Consider the following 22129-nt stretch of genomic DNA (forward strand, 5'->3'; position numbering starts at 1 on the left):
GGCACGGAGCTTGTGTACGGCGGCGCCCGCTGGCTGCCCAGGCGAAACCCTAGGCCAGCAGCATGCTCAAAACCCCCGCCAGCATAATGCCCTTGCACCAGGCGCTCAACTGCCGAAAATGGCGCCGCCGGTCGGCCCGCGCCAGCTGGCGCGCTAGGGCTAGCAGTGGCAGCGCCACCAAGGCCAGCAGCCAGGCGCCCAGCCGGTAGTGGTGCCAGGCCAGCAGCTGCCCGCCGGCGCCCAGCACCAGCGCTCCCAGGCCCAGCAAGAAAAACCCCGCCACCCACTTGCTGCGCGCCACGCCCCACACCAGCGGCAGGGTGCGGCAGCCGTGCTGGGCATCGCCGCGCATGTCCTCCACGTCCTTCACAATCTCGCGCACCATCGTCAGCAAGAAAGCCGCCAGCGCGTAGAGCCACACCGCCTCGCGGCCCGTAAGCAGCTGCAGCTCGGGCAGCACCACCAGCGCCGCCGTGAGGGCCGCAATGCTGGCATTGCCCACCAGCGCCACCCGCTTGAAGCGCGCCGAGTAGCCCCACAGCAGCAGCGCCGCGCTGGCCGTCACCAGGCCCAGCACCAGCATTTGGCGCTTGCCGCTGCCCGCCAGCACCGCCAGCGCAATGCCCAAGCCACTGAGCACCAGATGGGTGAGCATGGCGCGGCGGCGCGTGAGCAGCCGGCCCACCACCAGCCGGTCGGGCCGGTTGATGGCGTCAATCTTCACATCGTAGTAGTCGTTGATGACGTAGCCGGCCGCCGCCACCAGCAGCGCGCCCAGCACCAGCAGCCCAAAGCGCTGGGTGAGCACCACCCCTAGGGGCTGCCCCGGCAGCAGCAGCGGCCCGCGCACCAGCAGCAGGCACAGCAGCATAATGGCCAGGTTAGGCCAGCGCACCAGCCCCGGCAGGGCCCACCGCAGCCGCGCGGCCCGCTCGGGGCCCGGCAGCAGGTCATCGTCGGCGGGGGCGGCAGAGGTAGGGGAGGGCGGCAAGACAGGGGCGGTAAGGGAGTGCATAACTACGGTGAGCTCGGGTGCCTACCAGCCTGGCTTGGTCCGGCCCAGGGCGCTACAGCTTGCGCACGTTCACGGCGTTGAGGCCCTTGCGGCCCTGCTGCGTGTCAAACGCTACGCGGTCGTGCTCCTGCACCTGGGTGCCGTTGAGACCGGACGCGTGTACAAAAAAATCCTGCCGGGTTTCATCGTCGGTGATGAAGCCGTAGCCCTTTTCCTCGTTGAAAAACTTAACGGTGCCTTGCTTCATAGCGAATAGGCGGGGCTTACTGGTGGTCGCGCCACTCGTACACCCACTTGGCTTGAATCTGCTCTAGGTGGCCCTCGTTGGCTTGCTCGCGGGTGCCGGCAAAGTTGGGCAGCTCCACCACCCAGTCGAGCAACTCGGTAAAGCGGATGCGGTAAATCTTGGCTTCCGAAAAGTCATCGCCAAACTTCTCGTAGAGCGCCATGGCAATGTCTTCGTGGTCAGCCCAGTGCATGGGCGGCTCGTAGTGGTTCATCTTTTTAGAATTGTGAATTACAAATTATAAATCATGAATGAGCTATCATCATTAGCGCTTGCCGCTAATTCATAATTCCCCATTCATAATTAAATATTAGTGCCCCAGGAAGTTTTGGGGTGGCAGCAGCACTACCACTTCCAGGCCCTGATTGGGTAGCACGCACTGGCAGGCTAGGCGCGAGTTGATGCGCGGGTTGATGGCGCGGTCAATAAAGTCTTCTTCCTTCTCGGAAATGTCGGGCAGCTCGTCGAGGCCTTGCTCGACGTAGATGTGGCAGGTGCTGCAGCCGCATACGCCGCCGCAGTTATGCTGGAGCTTAATGCCGTTGTTGAGGGCCACGTCGAGTACCGACTCGCCGCTGGCTCCCACGTGGGTTTGGGCCGGCTGGCCATCCTGAAACTGAAAAACGATGGTAGAGGGAGACAAAACGTAAGGTGCCGGCTAGGCGCTGTTAAAGCCCCAAAGGTACGCTGCTGCCCGTCGCCGCCCGCCTTAGCCCCCGGCCGCCGCCTGAATGCTGGCCGACAGCTCGGCGTAGAGGTGCTGCCAGGCGGGGTGGGCGGCCAGAGCGGCGGCGTGGGAAGCCAGGGTGGGCGCATCGTGGCGCACGGCGGGCCCGGTTTGCACCGCAAAGGCATTGGGCTCGGCCGCCAGGGCCTTAGCCACGGTTTCGTGCACTAGCGGGTGCAGCAGCTCGAAGGGCAGGGCGGCCTCGGCCAGTAGAGTTTGGGCTAGGCCCAGCAGGTGGTTGGTGAAGTTGCTGGCAAACACGGCCCCCAGGTGCAGCCGCAGCCGCTGCGCCGAGCCCAGGTGCGCAACGTGCTCGCTCAGGCTGCGCGCCAGGGTGAGTAGCAGGGCCTCGGCGGCGGGCGTGGCGGCCTCCACAAACAGCGGCACCGTGGGCCAGGCAATGGCGCGGCCGGCACTAAAAGTTTGGAGCGGGTAAAGTACGCCACCCTGCACCAGAGGCGCGGCCTCGAACACAGCCAGCGGCAGGGCCCCGGCCAGGTGGGCCACCACGGCGCCGGGCGGCCAGGGCAGCGTGGCTAGCAGCGCGGGCACGGCGGCATCGGGCACGGCCAGCAGGTAGGCATCGGCCGGGGGCAGGGCGCCTAGGGCCTCGGCGGCGGGCAAGGCGCGGCAGCCAGGCAGGCGCGCGGCCAGCGCCACCGCCGGGCCCGGCGCGCGGCTGCTCACAAACACCACCTGGTGGCCGGCCGCCACTAGCGCCGGCCCTAGGGCGGCGGCTACGCGCCCCGCCCCCAATAGCCCCAGGCGCAGCGAAGAAGAAAGCGAATGGTCCGCCACGGCAAAAAACTGAAAAAAGACGCGAAAAAAAGGGTGCGTATGGCCCGCCCAAAGAGGCCCTAAAGGAGCAGGTAAGCCCCTGGCCGGGAGCGGTAGCAGTTCTGCGCCTAGCCCCTGCGGCGGGAGCTTACCCGCGGCAAGTTTAGGCGGCGGCCTTTACCGGTCCTACTCCCGTTAGCCTTTCCGCTCTTGTTCAGGGTGAAAAATTACGTCGCAGCTGCTGCGCTGCGGCAGCTGGCCCTGGCCTTGGCGGGCGGCGCGGCCCTAGGCCCAAACGCTGAATTGCCTTGTGGGGGACGCGTTGAAAGCCACTGCCCTCAACCGCTTCGACCTGAGCACCCTGGCCCCCAGTATCTTTCACTGGCTGGTGCGCACCGGCGACGACTTCACAACCCGTCAGCTTGCCATTGCCAAGTAGCCCCTAGGGTGCTTCACCACGCCGACAGGCCCCGACAGCGCTGGTTGCCGGGGGCTTTTTTATTGCCGCGCCCCGGCCGTTAGCAGCCCAAATCGAATGATTCAGCTAGCGAGCAAAGTAGATTAAACAATGTTTAACTTGTACCCAGCGTAAGCGGTAATACTTTTGATGTTTTCCCCAGCTCGCGCTTATTTTATTCCGTATGGAGCCATATTCCAGCGTTCCGCTAGCCTCCTTAGAAGAGCTGCGCCTGCAGGCGCTGCGTCCGTACCAGCTGTACAACACGATGCAGGACGAAACCTTCACCGAGCTTGTGCGCTTGGCGGCCAAGCTGTTTGAAGTTCCTATTGCAATTATCGCCTTCGTAGAAGAGGAAGAGGTGCGCTTTGGGCTCAACCACGGCCTGGACCCCTCCCTGGACCGCGTGAACCGCTGGGAAACCCTGTGCTCGGTGGCGCTGCTGCACGAGTCGGTAAGTGTATTTGAAGACCTAAAGGCCAACCCCTGCGACCTGATAAACAACGTCCTAGTGCGTCGCCTCGACCTGGGCTTTTACGCGGGCTGCACGCTGCGCACTGCTGCGGGTTATCCTATTGGGGTGCTGTGCGTTATCGACCACCAGGCACGCTCGTTCAGCGATATGCAGAGCGACCTGCTGGAGCGCTTGGCGGCCGTTGTGATGCGTCTGCTCGACCTGCGCCTGCGCCTGCTGCTGCAGCCCACCTGGAACCAGCGGCTATGGGCGGCCATCTACGCGCGCATTGAAAGCTCCGTGACGCGCCTTGAAACGCTGGCCGCCCTGGCCCGCTGGGAAGCTGAGCCCGATAGCGAATACGCCCGCGCCAATCAGCAAGCCGCCCAGGAAGAAATCAAGCGGGTAGTAGACGTGCTGCTGGAGCAAATTCAGGCCGTGCCGGAGGGCTAGCCCCTAGGCCCCGCCGCCGCAAAAAGGGCCGCGCTACCCAGCGCGGCCTTTGTGCTTTTTACTGGCAGTGCAGGCTGCCTAGGCCACCGCCACCCGGCCGGCGCTGGCGCTGCCAGCGGGCTCTTCGGTGGTGGCGCGGGTGGCCGAGCGGCGCTGGCGCATGCTCAGCAGCAGGCCAAAGCCCATGAGCAGCGTGCCGCCCCACAGCAGGTTGATGAAGGGCTTCTCGGTGGCTTTGAGGATGATGTAGTCCTTGGGCGCCGTGCTCACGCCGAAGGTAAACTTGCCCTTGGTGGGGTCAATCTGGTCGAGGGTGATGCGCAAACCAAGGTCGTCAATCTCCTCGGGCACGCGGCCGATTTCGCGGTTGCGCACCAGGAAAACCGGGTGGGCGTGGTACTGCCGGCCCTTCTCGCCGGTGATAATCATGTCGGCCTGCAGGGCAATGTCGCCGGGCTCCAGTTTGATGCCGGGTACCTCGTGGGCCTGCTCGATGGCCCGGAACACGGCGAAGTAATCGTTTAAAAATAGCGTGTCGCCCACGGCCAGCGAGTGGGCCAGGGCCGGGCCCCAGGGCGTAGCCTTGCGCGGGTCGGGCACCGACGAGATGTGCGAGTAGATATCGTGGTCCCAGAAGCGCTGCAGCGCCGGCGAGGCCAGGATGCCGCCCATCTCCTCGTTGACCTGGGCCCTCGGGTAGAGCGTAAACTGCTGCCTGGACTTCTGGTCCTGGTAATCGACGCGGTAGTAGGTATTCTCGGGCCGGATGCCGAGCGTGTCGCCAGTGTGAAAGTAGACCTTGCCCGCCGCGCTGATGTCGCCCCGCGCCACGGCCTTGTACTCGTCGTCGGTGCGGTAGATGAGGTTGGTATTCACGTACTCGGGCACGCCCGGCACGTCCAGATACTGGCCGCTGTAAGTCACGTTGTAGCCGTTCATGGTGCCCTGCTCGTTGCGCCACAGCAGCACGTTGTCGGCGTTCTCCTGGTCGTTCATCTCGCGCGAAATGAGCTTGCCGGTGCTGTTGCGCGAAATCACGCTGCTGTAGCCCGCCGAGGCCAGCATGCCGAGCAGCATTAGGGCCACGCCCAGGTGGGCCACCGCGCCGCCCGACAGCTGCACCCGCCGCCGCCACAGCCCAAAGAGCGTACTGGCGTTGGCCAGCACGCCAAACAAGCCGGCCAGCGTCAGCACCACGTAGGGCGCCGTCATGGTGTGGCCGAAGTAGCGCGTGAGCAGCACCACCAGCGCCGTGCCCAGCAAAGCCAGCATAGTGGGGAAAGCCAGCGCGTTAATCACCGTTTCGCGGTCGTTGCGCTGCCACCACAGCACCTGCGCCACGCCCGAAATCAACCCGATGAGTACCCCAAACCACAGCTGAATGCGCGTGTAGTGCTGAATCTGGTCGGCCGGCAAGGCCAGGTTTGACTTGATGTGCAGGAAACCCAGGAAGGCATTGTATACCGGAATGCTGGTGGTGACCACCACCTGGAAGGCGGCCAGGCACAGCACCGTGGCGCCCACAAACACCCACAGCTCGGGGCTGTAGCCATCCAGTTCCTTCTGCGAAACCGGGATGGTCTTCCAGCGGGCCACTAGCAGGCCAACGGCCCCTAGGGTAAAAAAGCCCAGGTAAATGAGCAGCTGGCCGCTCAGGCCCAGGTCGGTGAACGAGTGCACCGAGGCGTTGCCCAGCACGCCGCTCCGGGTGAGGAAAGTGGCGTACAGGACCAGCACGAACGTGCTCACTACCAGCACGAAGGCCGTGCGCAGGCCCGTGCGGCGCCGCTGCCACAGCACCATGCCGTGCAGCGCCGCTATCAGCACCAGCCACGGAATGTAGACCGCGTTTTCCACCGGGTCCCAGTTCCAGTAGCCACCGAAGTTCAGGGTTTCGTAGGCCCAGTAGGCGCCCATCATGATGCCCACGCCCAGCACCGCACCCCCTAGGGCCGTCCAGGGCAGGGCGGGCTTCACCCAAGTGGTTAGCTCCTTTTTCCAGAGGCCCGCGATGGCGAAGGCAAATGGCACTAGCGTGAGCGCAAAGCCCAGAAACAGCGTGGGCGGGTGAATCACCATCCAGTAGTTCTGCAGCAGGGCGTTGAGGCCGTTGCCGTCCTTGGGCACGAAGTTGGGCTGGGTTTGCCACACGGGCAGGTCGCTCATAAACTCGCGCAGCAGCATGAAGGGCGACGAGCCTACCTTGGTGCCGCCAATGACGACGCCCAAAATCATGCTGACCAGGAAGGCCTGCACGGCGGCAAACACGGCCAGCACCGGCGCCTCCCACTTGCGGTTGAACACCATAATGCCCAGGCCGAGCACCACTTGCCAGAAAATCCAGAGCAGGAATGAGCCTTCCTGGCCTTCCCAGAAGCAGGAAATCATGTACTGCACCGGTAGGTGGTTGCTGCTGTGGCTCCAGGCGTAGTAGTACTCGTAGCGGTGGGCGTGGATGATGTTGAACAGCGCGCCCACCACCGTGAGCACCGCCGCGCCGTGCACGAAAAACGCGCCCCGGCCCAGCCGCAGCCAGCTGGCGTCGGCCTCGCCCAAGGCGCGGCCCCGCGCCGCCTGAAAGTAGGCGTAGGCCGCCACGGCCGCCGCCACAAAGGCCACAATCACGCCGGCCTGGCCTAAGTTTCCGATAAATAGATTCACGAGCTACTGGTTTTTTGGCAAAGGTACCGCCTAATAAGTAGGGATGCTGAGCGGCAGCAGCAGGTGGTCGCGGGTGGGCACGCCGCGGGGCGGGCGGCACTCAATGTCCACCTCCACTTGGCGCAGGCCGGCATCGAGCCAGGCCTGGGCGTAGAGGCGGCCCCGGCTGGCTTGGGCCGGCTCGTTGGTAAGCGCGAAGCGGCGCAACAGGTTCCCGGTGCCGGGCGTGCTGATGCGAATAGTGAGGTAGGCGCCCCTAGGGTAGCGGGCCAGCGGCAAGTCCAGAAACGTGACGCCGTCGGGCACCGCGCCGGGCATAATGGGCCGCAGCCGCGAGTAGCTCACCCACTGCTGGCGCAGCAGCACCGGCGGGGCGGCGGGGTCGTCGCTTTCGGCCACTATCTGGTAGAGGTAATTGCCGGGCGCGGGCAGCGTGTCGGTGAGGGCATAGTCGGTGCGGTGCTGCCCTAGGGTGTTGCGCCCTACTAGCAGGCGCCCCACCTCGCGGGTGCGAAACGCGCGCTGCTCGCGCCGCAGCACCCGGCACTGCTGCACGCCGGCCAGCGAGTCGGGCAGCTGCCAGGCTAGCGTGACAACGCGGCTGCTGGTGGGTGGGCCCTGGGGCACCGCCGGAACCGGCACCACCGGCAGGCCCCGCGCCCGGCCGCTTACTTGCAGCGTGAAGCCGCAAAAATCATTCAGGTAGCCGTCCACATCAAGCAGGTAGGGCTGGCTGGCGCGCAGATTGGGCAGCGGCACGTACAAATCGTCCTGGGTGCCGAGCGAGGCGCAGGCCAAGATGCGGTACGTGGCGGGCTGGCAGGGCGTGCCGGTGAGGGCCACCAGCTGCACGCCGCGTACGTCGCGGCACCGCTGCTGGCCGATATTCACGTAGTAGGTGCCGTCGGCGGGCGGCCGAAACTCAAACCACTGGTCGTTGTGATACTCGATGCACTTGCCGGTGAGGCGCTCATCTACGCAGCTCCACTGCACGGTGCAGCCGGCCGTGCTCGAGGTAATCACCTCCTCGGCTTGCACCTGGCGGCGGTTTTCGATGTTATCGTTGAGCACTTGGGCCGCGGCCGGGTGCCCTAGGGCCACGGCCAGGCCCAGCCCGCGCCCTAGGCCCCCAATCGGGCCAAAACGCCTGGCCCTGCCCACGCTGGTGCGGCCCGCCGGGCCCCACTTGCTGAGTGCGCGTTTTTTGTTGCTAAACACTTGATTTTGCTAAAGTTGCCTTTTTATTTTCTTGGTTATTTTGCCGGCTAATTCTTCGCCAGCTTATTTCGCTCACCCATGAACGTGCCCGCAGCCCCCGCTTCTTCCGCGGCGGAAAGTACGCCCGGCTCGCCCGCTGCCTTCGCCCAGCTGGCACACGAGTTGCAGCTGGCCCGCGCCGAGGCCAGCGCCGCCCGCCAGCAGCTCGGCGCCCTCATCAACCACCTGCGCGAAGGCTTGCTGCTGATTGACGGCACGCAGCACGTGGTGCTGGTAAACGAGCAGCTGTGCGTATTATTTGGGGTGCCCGAGCCCCCCAGCTACTGGGTAGGGCGACCGCTGACCGAGCTGATTGAGCGAGTGCGCAAGCAAATGGCCGACGTGGCCGCCTACGATGCCAGCGTTGCCCACCTGCTTACGCAGCCGCAAGACGACTTCCACACCCACAACCAGCTGCCCCTGCGCGACGGCCGCGTGCTGGAGCGCGATACGCTGAGCGTGCGCCTGGAAAGCGGGCCCGGCTGGCTGCTGACCTACCGCGACATTACGGCGCGCCTCGCCGCCGAGCAGGAGCGCGACCGGCAGCGCCAGTTTTACGAAACCGTGCTCGATGAGCTACCCGTGGAAGTAGCCGTGCTCGACGAGCACTTTCGCTACGTGTATGCCAACCACCAGGCCGAGCCCGACCCCGAAAAGCGGGCCTGGCTGCTGGATGGCCACACGGTGCTGGAGTTTTGCGAGCGCTACGGCTACCCCTTGAGCTTGGCCGAGCACCGGCGCCGCATGTTTGCCGAGGCCGAAACCAGCAGCCAGCCCGTGTTTTGGGACGACCATACCCCTAGGCCCGACGGCGACCTGGTGCACCAGCGCCAGTTTAAGCTGCTGAGCGGGGCCGGCCAGCCCGGCCGCCCTTACATGCTGGGCGCCGGCCTCGACGTGACGGCCCGGGTGCGGGCCGAGGAGCGCAGCCAGCGCAGCGAGGCCGCCGTGCGCGAGCAGCAGGCTTTTATGGAGCAGGTATTCGACACCACGCCCAGCGCCATTTTTGTGCGCGATACGGCGGGCCGCCTGCTGTTTAGCAACTTTATGATGGCTGAGCTGGCCGCCCAGCTCGGCCGGCCCGGCACAATGCCCGCAGCCGGGCACCCCTGGCACTCGGCCACCGACGCTGCCGTGCTGGCTACCGGCCAGGAGCTGGTGACGGAAGATACCCTGGCGCTGGCCAGCGGCGAGCGGCGCTGGTACCATACCGTGCGCCGCCTGCTCGAGCGCCCCGATGGCAGCCGCCAGGTGCTGGGGGTCAGCACCGACATCACCGACCTGAAGGCCGCCCAGCTAGCGGCCGAGGCCGCCGCCCAAGCCCGCGAAAACTTTCTGGCCAATATGAGCCACGAGATTCGCACGCCCATGAACGGGGTGCTGGGCATTGCGGGCCTGCTGGCCAAAACCAGCCTCACGCCGCAGCAGCAGGACTACGTGCGCACCATCCGCAGCTCGGGCAGCCACCTGCTCAACTTGCTGAACGACGTGCTTGACGTGGCCAAAATCAACTCGGGTAAGCTCGAGCTAGAACGCATTCCCTTCGAGTTGCTCGACTCGGTGGGGCAAGCCGTGGCGCCCCTGGCCCTGCAAGCCGAGGAAAAGGGCCTGGCTTTCCGCTACGAGCGCCCCCCGCAGGCGGCGGCCTGGGTGCTGAGCGACCCGTTTCGCCTCAACCAGGTGCTCATCAACCTGCTGGCCAACGCCATTAAGTTTACGGAGCGCGGCAGCGTGGCCCTGCAAGTGAGCCTGGTGGCCGAGCTGCCGGCCCTGCGCATCGTGCGCTTCGAGGTGCACGACACGGGCATTGGCATCAAGCCCGAGGCCCTAGGGCGCATTTTCGACAGCTTTGCCCAGGCCTACGCCGATACCACCCGCCGCTTTGGGGGCACCGGGCTGGGCCTCACCATCAGCCAGGCGCTGGTGACGCAGCTGGGCGGCGAGCTGGCCGTGGCCAGCGACTATGGCCGGGGCAGCACCTTCAGCTTTACGCTGCCGCTGCCGGTGGCCGCCGCCCCGGCGCCCGGCCAGCACCCCAGCACCCTGGCCGACGGCCTGCTGCGCGGCACCCGCATGCTGATAGCCGAAGACAACGACGTAAACCGCTTGGTGGCCAGCCTGCACCTGCGCCACTGGGGCGTGGAAGTGGCGGAGGCCGTGGATGGCCTGGCCGCCCTGCACTGCCTCGAGCAAAGCCACTACGACGTGGTACTGATGGACATTCAGATGCCCGGCCTCAACGGCCTGGAGGTGACGCGCCAGCTGCGCCGCCTACCCGACCCGCAGCGCGCTACCACGCCCGTGCTGGCCCTCACCGCCAACGCCTTTCGCAGCGACAACGAGAAGTACCTGGCCGCTGGCCTCAACGACTACCTGGCCAAGCCCTTCGCCGAGCAAGACCTGTATGCCAAGCTGGTAGGGCTGCTGCGCCAACCCGCGCCCCCGCTGCCAGCGGGCGAGTTGCTGCCGCCCGCCCCAGCCCCGGCAGCCACCCCCGCTGCCGCCAGCAGCACCTACGACCTAGGCCGCGTGCGGCAGGAAGCGAAGGGCCAGGAGGTTTTTGTGGCGCGCATGGTGCGGGCATTTTTGAACAGCACCCCGCCCAAGCTGCGCGAGCTGCAAGCCGCCGCCGCCGCCCGCGACTGGCCCCGCGTGGCCGAGGTGGCGCACTTTCTGAAGCCCAACCTGCAGCTGCTGGCCGTGCGCGCGGCCCTAGGCCCCGTGCAGGCCCTCGACGAGCTAACCGCGCCGGTAGACGAAGCCCTGGGCCAAAGCTTGGTAACCCAACTGATGCAGGCCGTGGAAGCAGCCATGCGCGAGCTGGCGGCCGAAACGGCGGCCGCACCGGATGCAGATACCGCGTAGCAGCCTGGCAGCCAGGCGCTAAAGGCCCCGTAGCCGGCGAAAAAAGCTTTCCTGGTACGCCTTGGCTACGGGAATGCGGTAGCCGCCGGGCAGCACCAGCTGGTTGTCTTCCACCGCCTCTACCTGGCGCGAGTTGACGATGTAAGAGCGGTGCACCCGCGCGAAGTGGCTGAACGGCAGCCGCTCCTCAAACACCTTGAGGGTGGAGTACACAATGTGCTTGTGCTTGGCCGTCACCAGCACCGAGTACACCGACATGGCCTCGATGTACAGCACCTCGTCGAAGTTGACGCGGGTCAGCCGGTTGTTTATCTTCAGAAACAGCGTGTTGCCCTCGGGGCCGAAGGTAGGCTCGGAGCCCCCGGCGGGCAGGCTGGGCGCGGCCGGCGTCTGGGGACCGCGCCGCGCCCGAATGCGGTCAACGGTGCGGCTGAAGCGGGCGTAGTCGAGCGGCTTCACCAGGTAGTCAGCTACTTGCAGCTCGAAAGCGTCCAGGGCGTAGTCGCGGTGCGTGGTTACGAGCACCACCTCGGGCTGGGGCTCAGGCAGAATGCGCACCAATTCGAGGCCCGTTAGCTCGGGCATCGTAATGTCGAGCAGCAGCAAGTCGGCCAGGTGGCCCGCGCGGAAATAATTAAGACAAGTGATGCCATCCGGAAAGCTGCCCGCTAGGGTGAGCCCATCGGTCATGCCGATGTAATGCTCCAGCGTAAGCCGGTTCATTTCATTATCATCGGCGATAACGCAAGCCAGCGGGAAGGCAAAAGGAGTGCTCATCAGGTAAGATGACCCAAAAGAACGCAACTCCGCCCTTCTTTCCAACTATTGGACTCGCCGTCGCCGACTGGTACTCGGCTTGCCGCTGCTAAAATCCTCACCGCAGTGGCCTGGCGCAGCACCTGCCGAAACTTCTTTTTTGGCAGGTCAGGCCGCTCGTCTAGGCCCGCTCTATTATTTGGACTTAAGCGTCACACTAAATCAAGAGAAGTTACCGAAAACTATTTGGGAAACCTGCTAATGGTCATGCGGATGAGTTTTCTTAACTTTCTAAGCAGCTTCAATGAGGTAATCCCTTGCGGATTACCAAAATAAACTTCACGGTTTTAGCTGGCTCAGTAGCTGCTGCCCGGGCCTGGGTGGCTCACCAGCTAAGCCCGGAATACGGAATAGTATACTGGCTGGGCTGCTGGCTATAGGGGCAACAGCCCAGGTTATTAATTCATTAAAATATCCTGTTGCGGCGCGCCCGGCACCCGGTTTTTGGCAAGATGGCCTTCGTGGGGATGGCACTCAAAGGCGGGTTAGCTGGCGCGGCGCTTGGCTACTAGCGCAAGCTGCCGGCTGGTAGCACCTAACTGCCTATGGTAGTTAGGCTTGCGGGCGACAGTAATTCAGGTTAGCAGGATGGGCTGGCTCCTAGGCCCCTATTTTTTACTTGTGTGGGCAGCCGCCCCGGCCTATTTTTGCTTTTCTAAATTATATCTAACTTATTGATGCGTAAGCTAATCGTTTTAGTTGCTCTCTCGCTAGGCGCTTCTACCGCCTGGGCCCAGGCCCCTGCCGCTAACGCCGTAACTAAGCTGCCCGGCGAAGAAAAGCTGAGTATGCGCGAGCGGGCCGAGCGCGATTTTCTGATGCCGGTGCGCCGCAAGCGAGCCGCCGAGTTAGCCAAGCAGCCCACCGCCTTTACCGAGCAGCTGGCTACCGCCGCTCCCGAAAACGACGCCCTCAGCACCTACAACGAAGCCGCCCCTGACCCGCGCCCCGAAGAGGCCGCCGTAGCGCACGAAGCGCACGCCACCCGCTCGCGGGCCGCGCGCCACGCCGCCTGGCTAGCCGCCCGCCGCGAGCGCCTTGCCGAAGCCCGCGCCGCCGAGCGCCGCGCCGCCCACCGCAGCAGCCGCAAAAGCAGCGTCAAAACCAAGCACACTAGCAAAGCCAGCAAGGCAAAAACCCACGCCAGCAAAGCCGCGAAGTCGAAAACCCGCCACCGCAGCGAAGAGCACCATAGCAGCCGCAAAGCCACCACTAAGAAAGCAACTGCCCACAAGTCGGCGCACAAGGCTACGGCCACCAAAAGCAAGCACCACACTGCCGCTGCCAAAACAAAAACCAAAACCAAGCCCGCCAAACACAAGCGGCGCTAGCAGCAAAAAGGCCCGGCATCCGCCGGGCCTTTTTTATACATTTTATTTTTAGGCTACCCAGCTTGCGGGGTAGGAGGGACCATAGGGCTAGGCCGGGTCGGCCACGCGCACCACCAAGCCATCGAGGCCGGGCGCCAGGCGAATCTGGCAGCTTAGGCGGCTGGTTTCGTGCAGCACGGGCAGCGTATCCAGCATGGCCCACTCGTCGTCGCTGGGCTCGGGCAGGGGCGGGCCGGCCAGCACTTCCACGTGGCAGGTAGCGCAGAGGGCCATACCGCCGCAGGTAGCCTGAATGGGGTAGTCGTTGGCCTTCAGCAGCTCCATTAAGCTCAGACCCATGTCGGTAGGCGCTTCCAGCTCGCGGCGCTGGCCAGGCCCTTCTTCCACGTAAATGCGGATATCGTCACTCATAAGGTGAGTTACGAGTTATGAGTTATGAGTTATGAGTTTTTATAAGCAGTGCCCAGTGGCCAGCTCATAACTCATAACTCACAACTCATAACTCTTACAAAGTGGGTACGCCGTTGACGGTGGTGTACTTGAGGGTGTATTTTTTGTCGGGGTAAATGTACTTGAACGCGCCCTGGCACATGAGCGCCGCCTCGTGGAAGCCGCACAGAATGAGCTTCAGCTTACCCGGATACGTGTTGATGTCGCCGATGGCATATACGCCGGGCAGTGAGGTGCTATAGTCCTCGGTGTTCACCTTCACGGCGTCGTTTTCCAGCTCCAGGCCCCACTCGCCGATGGGCCCCAGCTTGGGCGTGAGGCCAAAAAGCGGTACGAAGGCATCGAGCGGCACCCGCTCGGCCTCGCCGTTATTGCCCGTGATAGTGACTTCCTGCAAGTGGCCGTTGCCGTGCAGGTGCGTCACGTTGCTACTCAGCACCAGCTTGATTTTGCCCGCCTTGGCCAGCTCGGCTACCTTCTCGGCCGAGTCGGCGGCACCGCGGAAGGTGGTGCCGCGGTGCACCAGCGTCACGTCCGACGCTACATTAGCCAGGAAGTTAGTCCAGTCGAGGGCCGAGTCGCCGCCGCCGGCAATCACAATCTTCTTATCGCGGAAGTGCTCGGGGTCGCGCACCATGTAGTGCACCCCTTTGCCACCTTCAAAGCGCTCCAGGTTTTCGACGGCCGGCTTGCGCGGCTCAAATGACCCTAGGCCCCCAGCAATAGCCACGGCCTTGCACTGAATCTCGGTGCCGTCGGTGGTATAAAGCTGAAACGAGCCATCGTCGAGCTTACTAAAGCGCTCTACCCGCTCGCCCAGGGTGAAGGTAGGGTGGAAGGGCGCAATCTGCTTCATCAGATTATCAACCAAATCGCCCGCTAGCACTTCCGGAAAACCGGGAATGTCGTAGATGGGCTTCTTGGGATAAATCTCGGTGAGCTGGCCGCCGGGCTGGGGCAGGGCATCCACCACGTGGCAGCGGAGCTTCAGCAAACCGGCTTCAAAAACGGCGAACAGCCCCACCGGGCCGGCCCCCACAATGCAGATATCAGTGGCAATTACAGCGGACATGCAGCGAAAACGAAAGTCTTTAGAATGATTACAAAGATACGGCTCGCCGGCTGCGGGCGCGAATGTACGCGCGGGTACCGGCTAGGCCCCGCATGCTAAGCGGGCAACTGGATAACAACCTGGCAAAGGGTAAAATTCTGTCGGCAAACATATTACTGGTTGCTGGCTAGCCGGCTGGCGCAGGTCATCTTCCCAAAATCTTCGCCGGGAAAAGGCTAGCTACTGGCTTGATAAGCAGCAGTATGCCCTAGGGTATTAGGGTAGCCTGCAAGCCCAGGCAAGCCTTACTTCCGTCGCTCCAAGCATCAAGTGCTGCCCCCGCAAGCTGTACTACCGGAAAGCGCCCGCGAAGCTGCTCATCAGCAGCTGGTGCCCCTAGGGGCATTGGCGGCCGTACTTCCCGCTACCCTTGCTTGAAGGGTGGCGCATAGACGGCCGGCTAGCCGTTGGCTACGCAACCCCGGCCTTCGGGCGAATGGGCTCGCCACGGCCCGGCCACCAAAAAGTAGTAAGGATTTTGCACAAGCACGGGCAAACCTGCGTAGCTGGACCCACTAGTAGCCTGCTGGTAGCTTCGCACCAGGTAGAATAGTATCCAACCAGGTAAATTATTGATTATCGTGTTAAAATGGAGTACTAGAGCTTGGCTTACTATTCCTCGCTTTTAATTTTCGAAAACTATGCCCAACTATACGTTACCACCTACTACTAACCGGCCCGAGCGGCCCCTGCACCGCCTGGGGCGCTGGCTTATCTACCTGGTTTTAGTGCTGGCGGGGGGCACCGGCTATGCCTGCGGTGTTAGTTGCACCCGCGCCCAGCCAGAGCCCGAGTCCCCCGGTGCTCTCGTGCAGGCCTTGCCCCAGGCCATGCTGCCGGCACTGCCCCACGCGTAAGCCGCCTGGTTGGCTAAGTTTGTTAAGCTGACAGGGTTAAGCACCTTTTGCTAGTGCGCAGAGCCCTAGGGCAGTGGTAGTTGTCAACGGCAGACTGGGTTTTCGAGGCGAGAGGTTACGGGTCACATCTCACATCCTGGCAGAAGGCCCGCTCACGCAAGCCCTTGTTCGGGGCCGGTTAGCGCGAGATGGGAAAAGGCTTGTTGCGCCGGCCCGGGCGGCTCTGGGCAGCTAGTGCCAGTTGCCGGCGCCTGACTGATGAGTACGCTGGGAGGTATGGCCTCGAAAGCGGGACCTTAGGCCGGCAGCGCGGCAGTTGAGAGGTGGCGCTACTAACCTGCTAAAGACCTGTTGTTGACTTGGTTGTATCGGGAGCTGACGCGCGAAGCAGCGTGAGCTAATTCAAATCTGTGGTAAATGGCGGCGGCCAGCGCCTAAAGCAATGGTATGGGACTAAGCTGCTAATCAACACGTAGCGTGTTGGGAAGCGCCGAGGGCAGGTGGTCGCGCAGCCGACTAATCTCCCGCTGTAGGCGCTCATTGTTCAGGCGCTGCTCGTGGGTTACGAAGAAGGAAAAGTAGAACTGCACGTAGGCCTCGAAAGAGAAGAGGTCGGTTATTTCGGGGCGCTCATCTAGGAGGAGCGTGTATTCAAATAAGAAGCCGCTGAGCAAATCGCGGCGGGTAGCAAAAAAATCGAGGGCTTTGCTAGGGTCCATAAAAGGCTACTGATAAAGAATAGCGAGGGCAGCGGGTAGAAAAAGGACGGGGAAGTATAGCTGGGCGGCGTAAAAAAAGAAGCGATGGTAGGGCCAGCCACTACAGCCGCAACGAGCTGGCAACAATAAGAATAAGCTCCGCAATTTAAGATTAATTGCCTAGGTAATAAAATACTGCTAAAGCCCAAGCCTCGCAACTTGGTGTGGAGCACTAGGGCGCTGGCTGCTAACGCCCTGGCGGGTAGCCTGGCACCCTAGGCCACGCAGGGCGAAAAGCAACCCTGCGCGTCCAGAAAACAGCTGGATTGCAGTGCGTAAACTGTCGCGCTAACCCGTTCAACAGAAAAGGTGTATAATTGAGATGGAAAAGTAGGTATAATGCAGTATTACAAGTTGTTATAAGTTATATGCAATGTAATCTTCCAATTGTCCTTTTCTCGCGTTAGTATGTTTCTACTCCCCGCCAATTTGTTGCCCCCGAAGGAGGCAGAGCGTTTGCTGACCCTAGACCATTATGATGTGCTGGACTCGATGCAGGAGCCAGTGTTCGACGAACTGGTGAGTTTAGCAGCGCATATTTTTGGCTTGCCCATGTCGCTGCTGGCTTTGGTAGGCACCGACGAGGTGGTGTACAAGGCCCGCTACGGGCTACCCAACCTCACGCACCAGGCGCGCAACGAGGCTATTTGCTCGCTGGCCGTGCGGGATAGACACACGGTACTATTAACCGATTTGACGCAGGAGCCGCAGCGCCACCGCCTCACGGCCGCAGCCGATGCGGCCGCGCAGGCCAAGGGGCTGCGCTTCTACGCCGGCGTACCCCTGCGCATGCCTGACCAATGCGTGATTGGGACGCTCTGCGTAATTGGCCGCGAGCCGCGCGTGCTGAGTGCCCAGGAACTGCAGGTGCTGGAGTACCTGGGCCACCTGGCCGAGCGCGTTATGGTGGTGCGCCACTCGTGCCTGGTATGCAACTGGCTAGTGCCCGAGCACTGGCAGCTGGTGCAAGACTACATTGCCGCCGAACTACGCCGACTGGCTACCAGCGTGCGCAGCTTAAAGGAGCAAGCCGGCTCCCAGCTACCTACCCCGCCGGCCTTGCTGCTCGTCGTCATCCGGCGCCTGAATGAGCTAAGCTCCATCCTGGCCGAGCCGTTGCCGGGCTTCGCGTAGCAATAGCGCCAAAAGCTGCTTCTGGGTTAGGTCACTTAGGTGGAGTTCGGCTAAAATATGCTCATATTTTGGAGGGCTGACGACCTCGCCTAAACGGCCCGGAAACACACTGTTTCCAAGCTGTTTGTTTACACCCTTTTTGGATGGTTGGATGTAGCTTTACATAGCTACTAAAATCTCTACAAATGCCCGACCGTCTGCCGACTGATGTTTGCTTGCTATGTAAGCAAAACTTGGCAGATAAAAGAGCATCTCATATTATACCAAAGTTTATGACGAAAGGTATGCTGAAGCCGTCTCGGCCAGGTGGAGGTAACCAAGGCTTTATAATGGGCACTTATGGCAAAAGGCGATTTGCTGTAGTCCAGGATACTCCGAAGCAGGATTATCTTTTTTGCACTCGCTGTGAAGCAAGGTTTGAAAAAGTCGAAACTTATACCGCACGTAAGTTTTTTAGTCGATTCCGAAATCCAGCATTTAGAACCGAGTTCCCAGTTGATAACAGAAGCTATTATGATTCGAATAATGCCGATATCATGAGATTAGTTAATGTTAGCAGGGGCATGATGCGTTTGCTAGTTTATTCTATATTATGGAGGGCCTCGGTTTGTTCGTTAGAAATGTATAAGCATTTCACCTTAGGCCCAGAAGTAGAAGAAATATTAAGAACTGAGCTTGATAGTGTCCTCACTGATACGGAGCCAGGGACTCTTGCTGTGTGCGATACTTACTCTAATAGTGAGCCTACGTTTCCGTATGTAATGCTTGCATCTGCTGCTAAAACTGACGAAACAGGGAATATGATAGCCACATTTAATTTAGAGAATGGCAGAGCTTTAATATTGGCTAATGAGTTTATGATGCAGGTATTTTTAGATGGTCAAGTTAGTCCTAGTGCAAGTGGTTTTAATATTCGTGCGCAGTGTCCTGAGGTGGGCCTATTTAGCCCTGCATACTGGCGCTCATTCGTAGGTAGAATAGCTAGGACAGCAGCGGAGCACAGAGCTGGAAATATGGGCTTAGATGCATAAAATAAGAGTAGCCATCTACGCCCGTGTATCAACAAAGGATAAAGGCAAGATACCGAGAACCAACTGCACCGGCTGCGGGCCTTAGCCGAGCAGCACGGCCCCGTCCATTAGGCGTACACCGACTAGGAGTCGGGCGGCAAGTCGGAGCGCAGCGAATTTGAATGCCTACTGCTCGAGGCCTACCGGAAGAAATTCGACCTAGTCGTTTTCTGGTGCCTAGGCCTCGAGCAGCCGCGAGAGTGCGCTACCCGAAAGGCCAAATAAAAAAGGCCCTCACAGTGCTGTGAGGGCCTTTTTGTGGTCGCATAGGGAGTCGAACCCCAAACCTTCTGATTCGTAGTCAGATGCTCTATCCAATTGAGCTATGCAACCGATTTCCCGCGTTGGGAGTGCAAAGGTAGGAAAAGGAGCGGGAAATCCGCAAGCCGTTGGCGCAAGTATTTTCCTTGAAAAGCGGTTTTACCTGGTAATGGACTGGTTTTGAAAGCACTTAATAGGTAGAAAAATTACTCAGCAGCGGCTACCTGCTTGGCCAGAGCCCGCTTCAGGGCGCGGTTGAAGAGCAGGTACAGCCCTAGGAGCGAGGCGATGACCAAGCCAATGAGCAGCAATTTGGACGCCGTGCCTTGGTCGGGGTTGCGTAGTAGGGCCAGCACGTCGCTGGCCTCGGTGCCGAGCCAGTAGAAGAACAGGCTGCGCGGCAGCATCCCCAGCACGGAGGCCCCTAGGAAGCGCCCGCGGGGCACGCCCACCAGCGCTAGCACAAACGTCATGAGGGCGAAGGGCAGTACCGGCGAGAGGCGCGTGAGCACAATGAGCTGCCAGCTTTGCTGGTGCAGCTCGCTGAGTACCGCGCCGGCTTTAGGAAAGCCCAGCATGAAATGGCGCAGCTTGCCTTGGTCGAGGCGCAGGGCCAGCTCGTAGCCTAGGGCTGCCGCCAGCGCGTAGGCCGCCACCATGCCTGGCAACCCCGGCCAACCCAAAAAGTAACCTGATACGATGGCTACGAACGTGGTAGGCGTGAGGGCCAGCGCCATCGTCAGGCTCACCGCCATGAAGTAAAGCAGGCTCTGCCCCAGGGTGAGGTGTTGCAGTAGCGCCTGGCGCTCGTAGAGCAGCACCAGCAGGCTGCTAGAGCCCAGCAGCGGCACCGCCACCAGCAGCAGCAGGGTGAGGAAGGTGGAAAAATTCTTCTGGAACAGGGCGCGCAGAAAGGCTATCATGCTGGCATGAGGAGTCGTAAAAAAAGTGGGCCCGCCGGGCGGCCACCCGGCGGGCCCACCCGCTAGCTTACGGCCCTAGGCCACCAAAGGCTGCCTAGGCCGACTTATCGGCGTAGCCCTTCAGGCGCTTGACGGCCGTCCAGACGGCGCCCACGGCCAGCAGGCCGGCCTTCCAGAATTGGCCTAGCACGGCTGCAGTGCCCGCGCCCCCTAGGGCCTTGCCCGCCACCAAGCCGCCGAGTGAGTAGGCGGCCAGCTCGTCGTGCTCGGGCTGGAAATCGGCGTACTGCTCGCCACGCGCAAACTGCACGCCCGCCAGCAGGGCTGGCATGCTAGACTTGATTTCGGGCAGGTACTTGGGCTCGGCAATGGCGTTGAGCACCAGCACGCCCTGGCGGCCCAGCACCCGCACCTGGTAGTTGAGGGTTTGGGTGGGGTCGGTGCCGAAGCGCAGCAGCTTGCCCCAATATAGGGCGTGGTGCTGCGCGTCGTAGGCCGGCTTGGCGCCCCAGCCCGCTAGGTGAATGGGGGCGTAGCCGGCGGCCACGCGCGCGGCATTGTTGCCCTCGGTTTGGCGCTGCATGTCGGCCAGCAGGCGGTGGTCGTCGAGGCTGGCCGCGTCAGCATCCTTCACGTGGCCAATGGGGTCAAACTCCACGATGTAGCCCCAACTTTTGTCGGCCAGCGGCGCGGCGTCGGTGGGGAAAAGCATGCCCAGGTTGGCCCGGCGCGGGTTGTGCCACAGCTCGTGCAGCACGTAGGCGCTCTGGGTCGAGTCGAGGTAGTGGAAGCCTGCGGGCACGGTTAGCTCACCAATGCCGCCGGGCAGCGCAATGCGGCCCGTCTGGTAGCGGAAAGTGGCATTGATGGAATCGGCCCGGGCGGGAGAAATTGCGGCGGCCGTCGGTAAATTTTTTTTGAGCTGGGGCGCGGGCGCCGCCTCGGTAGTCCGGCTGGCAGTGCTGGCTAGTAGAATGAGAATAGCGAATACTGATTTTTTCATAAAAAAGCGGGCTAGGGTCGGCTACGTGACTAAGATACTAAGCTTGCGAATTATTGCTACTACTCGGTGCTAAATAGTTGCTTTATTGAGGTTAGGCTAAATAAGCGCGAAAATGTTCAGCGGGAAGTTATCCAGATAGCCTCCACCGTAAAATGATTTTTAGAATTAAGATAAATCTTGTTATTAGTCAATTTTAAATAGTAATTGAGTTGCCTCGCTGGCTTAGCCGCGGGCGGTAGCCGGTACCTTTGCTAGTCTATGAAGTTTGCCACCAAAGCCATCCACGCCGGGGTGCATCCTGACCCCACGACCGGGGCCATTATGACCCCCATTTACCAAACCTCGACCTATGCTCAGCGCTCGCCGGGCGATAACAAAGGCTACGAGTACTCGCGCACCCACAACCCCACCCGCACCCAACTGCAGAATGCGCTGGCTGCCCTCGACGGCGGCGAGCACGGGTTGGCGTTTGCCTCGGGCATGGCGGCCATCGACTGCGTGCTGCGCCTGTTGAAGCCCGGCGACGAGGTGATTTCAACCGACGACCTCTACGGCGGCAGCTACCGCATCATGACCAAGGTGTACGAGCCGCTGGGCATCGTTTTTCACTTTGTGCCGATGCGCGATTTAGCTTCGGTGCGCGAGAAAGTGAGCGCCAAAACCAAGCTCATATGGGTGGAAACGCCCACTAACCCGCTGCTCAACATCATCGATATTGCGGGCGTGGCGGCCATTGCCAAGGAAGCCGGCGCGCTGCTGGCCGTCGATAATACCTTCTCGACGCCCTACCTGCAGGAGCCGCTGGCCCTAGGGGCCGACATCGTGGTGTACTCGCTAACCAAGTACATGGGCGGGCACTCCGATGTGGTGATGGGCGCGCTGGTGTTTAACGGCGAAGAACTGCTGAAAGACCTGAGCTTTTACCAGAATGCCTGCGGCGGTACGCCGGGGCCGCAGGATTGCTTTTTGGTGCTGCGCGGCCTCAAGACCCTGCACCTGCGCATGCAGCGCCACTGCGAGAACGGCCGCGCCGTGGCCGAGTACCTGCGCCAGCACCCGCGGGTGGAAAAGGTGTACTGGCCCGGCTTCGAGAGCCACCCTAACCACGCCGTGGCGGCCCGCCAGATGCGCGACTTTGGGGGCATGATTTCGTTTGTGCTCAAGGGCGACCAGCAGGCCGATGCCATTGCGGTGCTGGAGAAATTCCAGCTCTTTACCCTGGCCGAGAGCCTAGGCGGCGTGGAAAGCCTGAGCGGCCACCCCGCCACCATGACCCACGCCAGCATTCCGCCCGCGCAGCGCCGCAAGGCCGGCCTCAGTGACTCGCTCATTCGCCTGAGCGTGGGCGTGGAGGACGCCGAGGATTTGATTGATGACCTGGCCCAGGCCCTTGGGGAATGAGCAATTAACAAGGAGCAAGGAGCATTTGCCAAGTGGTAATTGCTCCTTGCTCCTTGTTAATT

At 61.9% G+C, this 22129-nt stretch carries 21 protein-coding genes and 1 tRNA gene; 8 read left to right on the top strand and 14 right to left on the bottom strand.

Going from position 1 to position 22129, the window contains the following annotated elements:
* Nucleotides 1-49 precede the first annotated feature (49 nt).
* From HHL22_RS13375 to HHL22_RS13395, 5 genes are all read right to left on the bottom strand, one after another.
* Nucleotides 50-1015 (bottom strand): geranylgeranylglycerol-phosphate geranylgeranyltransferase, encoded by a 966-nt coding sequence (locus HHL22_RS13375; protein WP_169531860.1) that lies wholly within the window; start codon nucleotides 1013-1015, stop codon nucleotides 50-52.
* Nucleotides 1016-1067: 52 nt separating this feature from the next.
* Nucleotides 1068-1262, bottom strand: coding sequence for a cold-shock protein (locus HHL22_RS13380; RefSeq protein ID WP_169531861.1), 195 nt, complete (start codon nucleotides 1260-1262; stop codon nucleotides 1068-1070).
* A gap of 16 nt (nucleotides 1263-1278) precedes the next feature.
* On the bottom strand, nucleotides 1279-1515 hold the full coding sequence (gene iscX / locus HHL22_RS13385; RefSeq protein WP_169531862.1) for a Fe-S cluster assembly protein IscX: 237 nt from the start codon (nucleotides 1513-1515) through the stop codon (nucleotides 1279-1281).
* A gap of 96 nt (nucleotides 1516-1611) precedes the next feature.
* Nucleotides 1612-1944 carry a 2Fe-2S iron-sulfur cluster-binding protein gene (locus HHL22_RS13390; RefSeq protein WP_169531863.1) on the bottom strand — a complete coding sequence of 111 codons (333 nt, stop codon included), beginning with the start codon at nucleotides 1942-1944 and terminating at the stop codon, nucleotides 1612-1614.
* Nucleotides 1945-2010: 66 nt separating this feature from the next.
* Nucleotides 2011-2826 (bottom strand): DUF2520 domain-containing protein, encoded by an 816-nt coding sequence (locus tag HHL22_RS13395; protein ID WP_169531864.1) that lies wholly within the window; start codon nucleotides 2824-2826, stop codon nucleotides 2011-2013.
* Between the two features lie 289 nt (nucleotides 2827-3115).
* Between HHL22_RS13395 and HHL22_RS24255 the strand changes: the two genes are divergently transcribed.
* Nucleotides 3116-3244, top strand: a complete 129-nt coding sequence (locus HHL22_RS24255) for a hypothetical protein (protein ID WP_262888383.1) — start codon at nucleotides 3116-3118, stop codon at nucleotides 3242-3244.
* 202 nt (nucleotides 3245-3446) lie between these two features.
* The gene (locus HHL22_RS13400) at nucleotides 3447-4169 is read left to right on the top strand and encodes a GAF domain-containing protein (RefSeq protein WP_169531865.1); all 723 of its coding nucleotides are present in this window, start codon (nucleotides 3447-3449) and stop codon (nucleotides 4167-4169) included.
* 78 nt (nucleotides 4170-4247) lie between these two features.
* Here HHL22_RS13400 and ccsA read toward each other — a convergent pair whose 3' ends face one another.
* Nucleotides 4248-6830 carry a cytochrome c biogenesis protein CcsA gene (ccsA, locus tag HHL22_RS13405; protein WP_169531866.1) on the bottom strand — a complete coding sequence of 861 codons (2583 nt, stop codon included), beginning with the start codon at nucleotides 6828-6830 and terminating at the stop codon, nucleotides 4248-4250.
* A 30-nt stretch (nucleotides 6831-6860) separates the two neighbouring features.
* Nucleotides 6861-8048: a hypothetical protein gene (locus HHL22_RS13410; RefSeq protein ID WP_169531867.1), complete on the bottom strand. Its 1188-nt coding sequence runs from the start codon at nucleotides 8046-8048 to the stop codon at nucleotides 6861-6863.
* A gap of 78 nt (nucleotides 8049-8126) precedes the next feature.
* On the opposite strand from HHL22_RS13410, the gene HHL22_RS13415 reads away from it, so the two are divergent.
* Nucleotides 8127-10952, top strand: a complete 2826-nt coding sequence (locus tag HHL22_RS13415) for an ATP-binding protein (RefSeq protein ID WP_169531868.1) — start codon at nucleotides 8127-8129, stop codon at nucleotides 10950-10952.
* 18 nt (nucleotides 10953-10970) lie between these two features.
* On the opposite strand, the gene HHL22_RS13420 is transcribed toward HHL22_RS13415, so the two are convergent.
* Nucleotides 10971-11729, bottom strand: a complete 759-nt coding sequence (locus HHL22_RS13420; protein ID WP_169531869.1) for a LytR/AlgR family response regulator transcription factor — start codon at nucleotides 11727-11729, stop codon at nucleotides 10971-10973.
* A gap of 716 nt (nucleotides 11730-12445) precedes the next feature.
* Here HHL22_RS13420 and HHL22_RS13425 point away from each other — a divergent pair.
* Nucleotides 12446-13099: a hypothetical protein gene (locus HHL22_RS13425; RefSeq protein WP_169531870.1), complete on the top strand. Its 654-nt coding sequence runs from the start codon at nucleotides 12446-12448 to the stop codon at nucleotides 13097-13099.
* A gap of 87 nt (nucleotides 13100-13186) precedes the next feature.
* Here HHL22_RS13425 and HHL22_RS13430 read toward each other — a convergent pair whose 3' ends face one another.
* Nucleotides 13187-13510: a 2Fe-2S iron-sulfur cluster-binding protein gene (locus HHL22_RS13430; protein WP_169531871.1), complete on the bottom strand. Its 324-nt coding sequence runs from the start codon at nucleotides 13508-13510 to the stop codon at nucleotides 13187-13189.
* Nucleotides 13511-13604: 94 nt separating this feature from the next.
* Entirely contained in the window at nucleotides 13605-14621 is a 1017-nt protein-coding gene (locus HHL22_RS13435) for an NAD(P)/FAD-dependent oxidoreductase (protein ID WP_169531872.1), read from the bottom strand.
* Between the two features lie 680 nt (nucleotides 14622-15301).
* On the opposite strand from HHL22_RS13435, the gene HHL22_RS13440 reads away from it, so the two are divergent.
* Complete coding sequence (locus HHL22_RS13440; protein WP_169531873.1) at nucleotides 15302-15517, top strand: hypothetical protein; 216 nt, start codon at nucleotides 15302-15304, stop codon at nucleotides 15515-15517.
* 461 nt (nucleotides 15518-15978) lie between these two features.
* Here the strand turns inward: HHL22_RS13440 and HHL22_RS13445 are convergent, their stop codons facing one another.
* Nucleotides 15979-16236 (bottom strand): hypothetical protein, encoded by a 258-nt coding sequence (locus HHL22_RS13445; RefSeq protein WP_169531874.1) that lies wholly within the window; start codon nucleotides 16234-16236, stop codon nucleotides 15979-15981.
* A gap of 447 nt (nucleotides 16237-16683) precedes the next feature.
* Here HHL22_RS13445 and HHL22_RS13450 point away from each other — a divergent pair, with 447 nt between their 5' ends.
* Together HHL22_RS13450 and HHL22_RS13455 are read left to right on the top strand one after the other, a co-directional pair.
* A complete protein-coding gene (locus HHL22_RS13450; RefSeq protein WP_169531875.1) occupies nucleotides 16684-17409 on the top strand; it encodes a GAF domain-containing protein in 726 nt (241 codons plus the stop codon).
* 185 nt (nucleotides 17410-17594) lie between these two features.
* Nucleotides 17595-18440 carry a hypothetical protein gene (locus HHL22_RS13455; RefSeq protein ID WP_169531876.1) on the top strand — a complete coding sequence of 282 codons (846 nt, stop codon included), beginning with the start codon at nucleotides 17595-17597 and terminating at the stop codon, nucleotides 18438-18440.
* A gap of 298 nt (nucleotides 18441-18738) precedes the next feature.
* Here HHL22_RS13455 and HHL22_RS13460 read toward each other — a convergent pair.
* The 3 genes from HHL22_RS13460 to HHL22_RS13470 all read right to left on the bottom strand — a co-directional run bounded on the left by HHL22_RS13460 (nucleotide 18739) and on the right by HHL22_RS13470 (nucleotide 20666).
* A tRNA-Arg gene (locus HHL22_RS13460) sits at nucleotides 18739-18812 on the bottom strand.
* Between the two features lie 134 nt (nucleotides 18813-18946).
* Nucleotides 18947-19663 carry a TVP38/TMEM64 family protein gene (locus HHL22_RS13465; RefSeq protein WP_169531877.1) on the bottom strand — a complete coding sequence of 239 codons (717 nt, stop codon included), beginning with the start codon at nucleotides 19661-19663 and terminating at the stop codon, nucleotides 18947-18949.
* A 94-nt stretch (nucleotides 19664-19757) separates the two neighbouring features.
* Entirely contained in the window at nucleotides 19758-20666 is a 909-nt protein-coding gene (locus tag HHL22_RS13470; protein ID WP_169531878.1) for a DUF2167 domain-containing protein, read from the bottom strand.
* 258 nt (nucleotides 20667-20924) lie between these two features.
* Here HHL22_RS13470 and HHL22_RS13475 point away from each other — a divergent pair, with 258 nt between their 5' ends.
* Nucleotides 20925-22067, top strand: coding sequence for a cystathionine gamma-synthase (locus HHL22_RS13475; protein ID WP_169531879.1), 1143 nt, complete (start codon nucleotides 20925-20927; stop codon nucleotides 22065-22067).
* Nucleotides 22068-22129: the final 62 nt, after the last annotated feature.

It is taken from the genome of Hymenobacter polaris, assembly GCF_012927305.1.
GTDB classification, from domain to species: Bacteria; Bacteroidota; Bacteroidia; order Cytophagales; family Hymenobacteraceae; genus Hymenobacter; species Hymenobacter polaris.

Excerpts from the sequence above, each read along its gene's own strand:
- HHL22_RS13430 (WP_169531871.1), bottom strand. The coding sequence starts at position 13,510 with ATGAGTGACGATATCCGCATTTACGTGGAAGAAGGGCCTGGCCAGCGC.
- HHL22_RS13445 (WP_169531874.1), bottom strand. The coding sequence starts at position 16,236 with ATGGACCCTAGCAAAGCCCTCGATTTTTTTGCTACCCGCCGCGATTTG.
- HHL22_RS13435 (WP_169531872.1), bottom strand. The coding sequence starts at position 14,621 with ATGTCCGCTGTAATTGCCACTGATATCTGCATTGTGGGGGCCGGCCCG.
- HHL22_RS13455 (WP_169531876.1), top strand. The coding sequence starts at position 17,595 with ATGCCCGACCGTCTGCCGACTGATGTTTGCTTGCTATGTAAGCAAAAC.
- HHL22_RS13420 (WP_169531869.1), bottom strand. The coding sequence starts at position 11,729 with ATGAGCACTCCTTTTGCCTTCCCGCTGGCTTGCGTTATCGCCGATGAT.
- HHL22_RS13375 (WP_169531860.1), bottom strand. The coding sequence starts at position 1,015 with ATGCACTCCCTTACCGCCCCTGTCTTGCCGCCCTCCCCTACCTCTGCC.
- HHL22_RS13470 (WP_169531878.1), bottom strand. The coding sequence starts at position 20,666 with ATGAAAAAATCAGTATTCGCTATTCTCATTCTACTAGCCAGCACTGCC.
- HHL22_RS13465 (WP_169531877.1), bottom strand. The coding sequence starts at position 19,663 with ATGATAGCCTTTCTGCGCGCCCTGTTCCAGAAGAATTTTTCCACCTTC.
- HHL22_RS13380 (WP_169531861.1), bottom strand. The coding sequence starts at position 1,262 with ATGAAGCAAGGCACCGTTAAGTTTTTCAACGAGGAAAAGGGCTACGGC.
- HHL22_RS13450 (WP_169531875.1), top strand. The coding sequence starts at position 16,684 with ATGTTTCTACTCCCCGCCAATTTGTTGCCCCCGAAGGAGGCAGAGCGT.
- HHL22_RS13415 (WP_169531868.1), top strand. The coding sequence starts at position 8,127 with ATGAACGTGCCCGCAGCCCCCGCTTCTTCCGCGGCGGAAAGTACGCCC.
- iscX (WP_169531862.1), bottom strand. The coding sequence starts at position 1,515 with ATGAACCACTACGAGCCGCCCATGCACTGGGCTGACCACGAAGACATT.
- HHL22_RS13475 (WP_169531879.1), top strand. The coding sequence starts at position 20,925 with ATGAAGTTTGCCACCAAAGCCATCCACGCCGGGGTGCATCCTGACCCC.
- HHL22_RS13440 (WP_169531873.1), top strand. The coding sequence starts at position 15,302 with ATGCCCAACTATACGTTACCACCTACTACTAACCGGCCCGAGCGGCCC.
- HHL22_RS13400 (WP_169531865.1), top strand. The coding sequence starts at position 3,447 with ATGGAGCCATATTCCAGCGTTCCGCTAGCCTCCTTAGAAGAGCTGCGC.
- HHL22_RS13425 (WP_169531870.1), top strand. The coding sequence starts at position 12,446 with ATGCGTAAGCTAATCGTTTTAGTTGCTCTCTCGCTAGGCGCTTCTACC.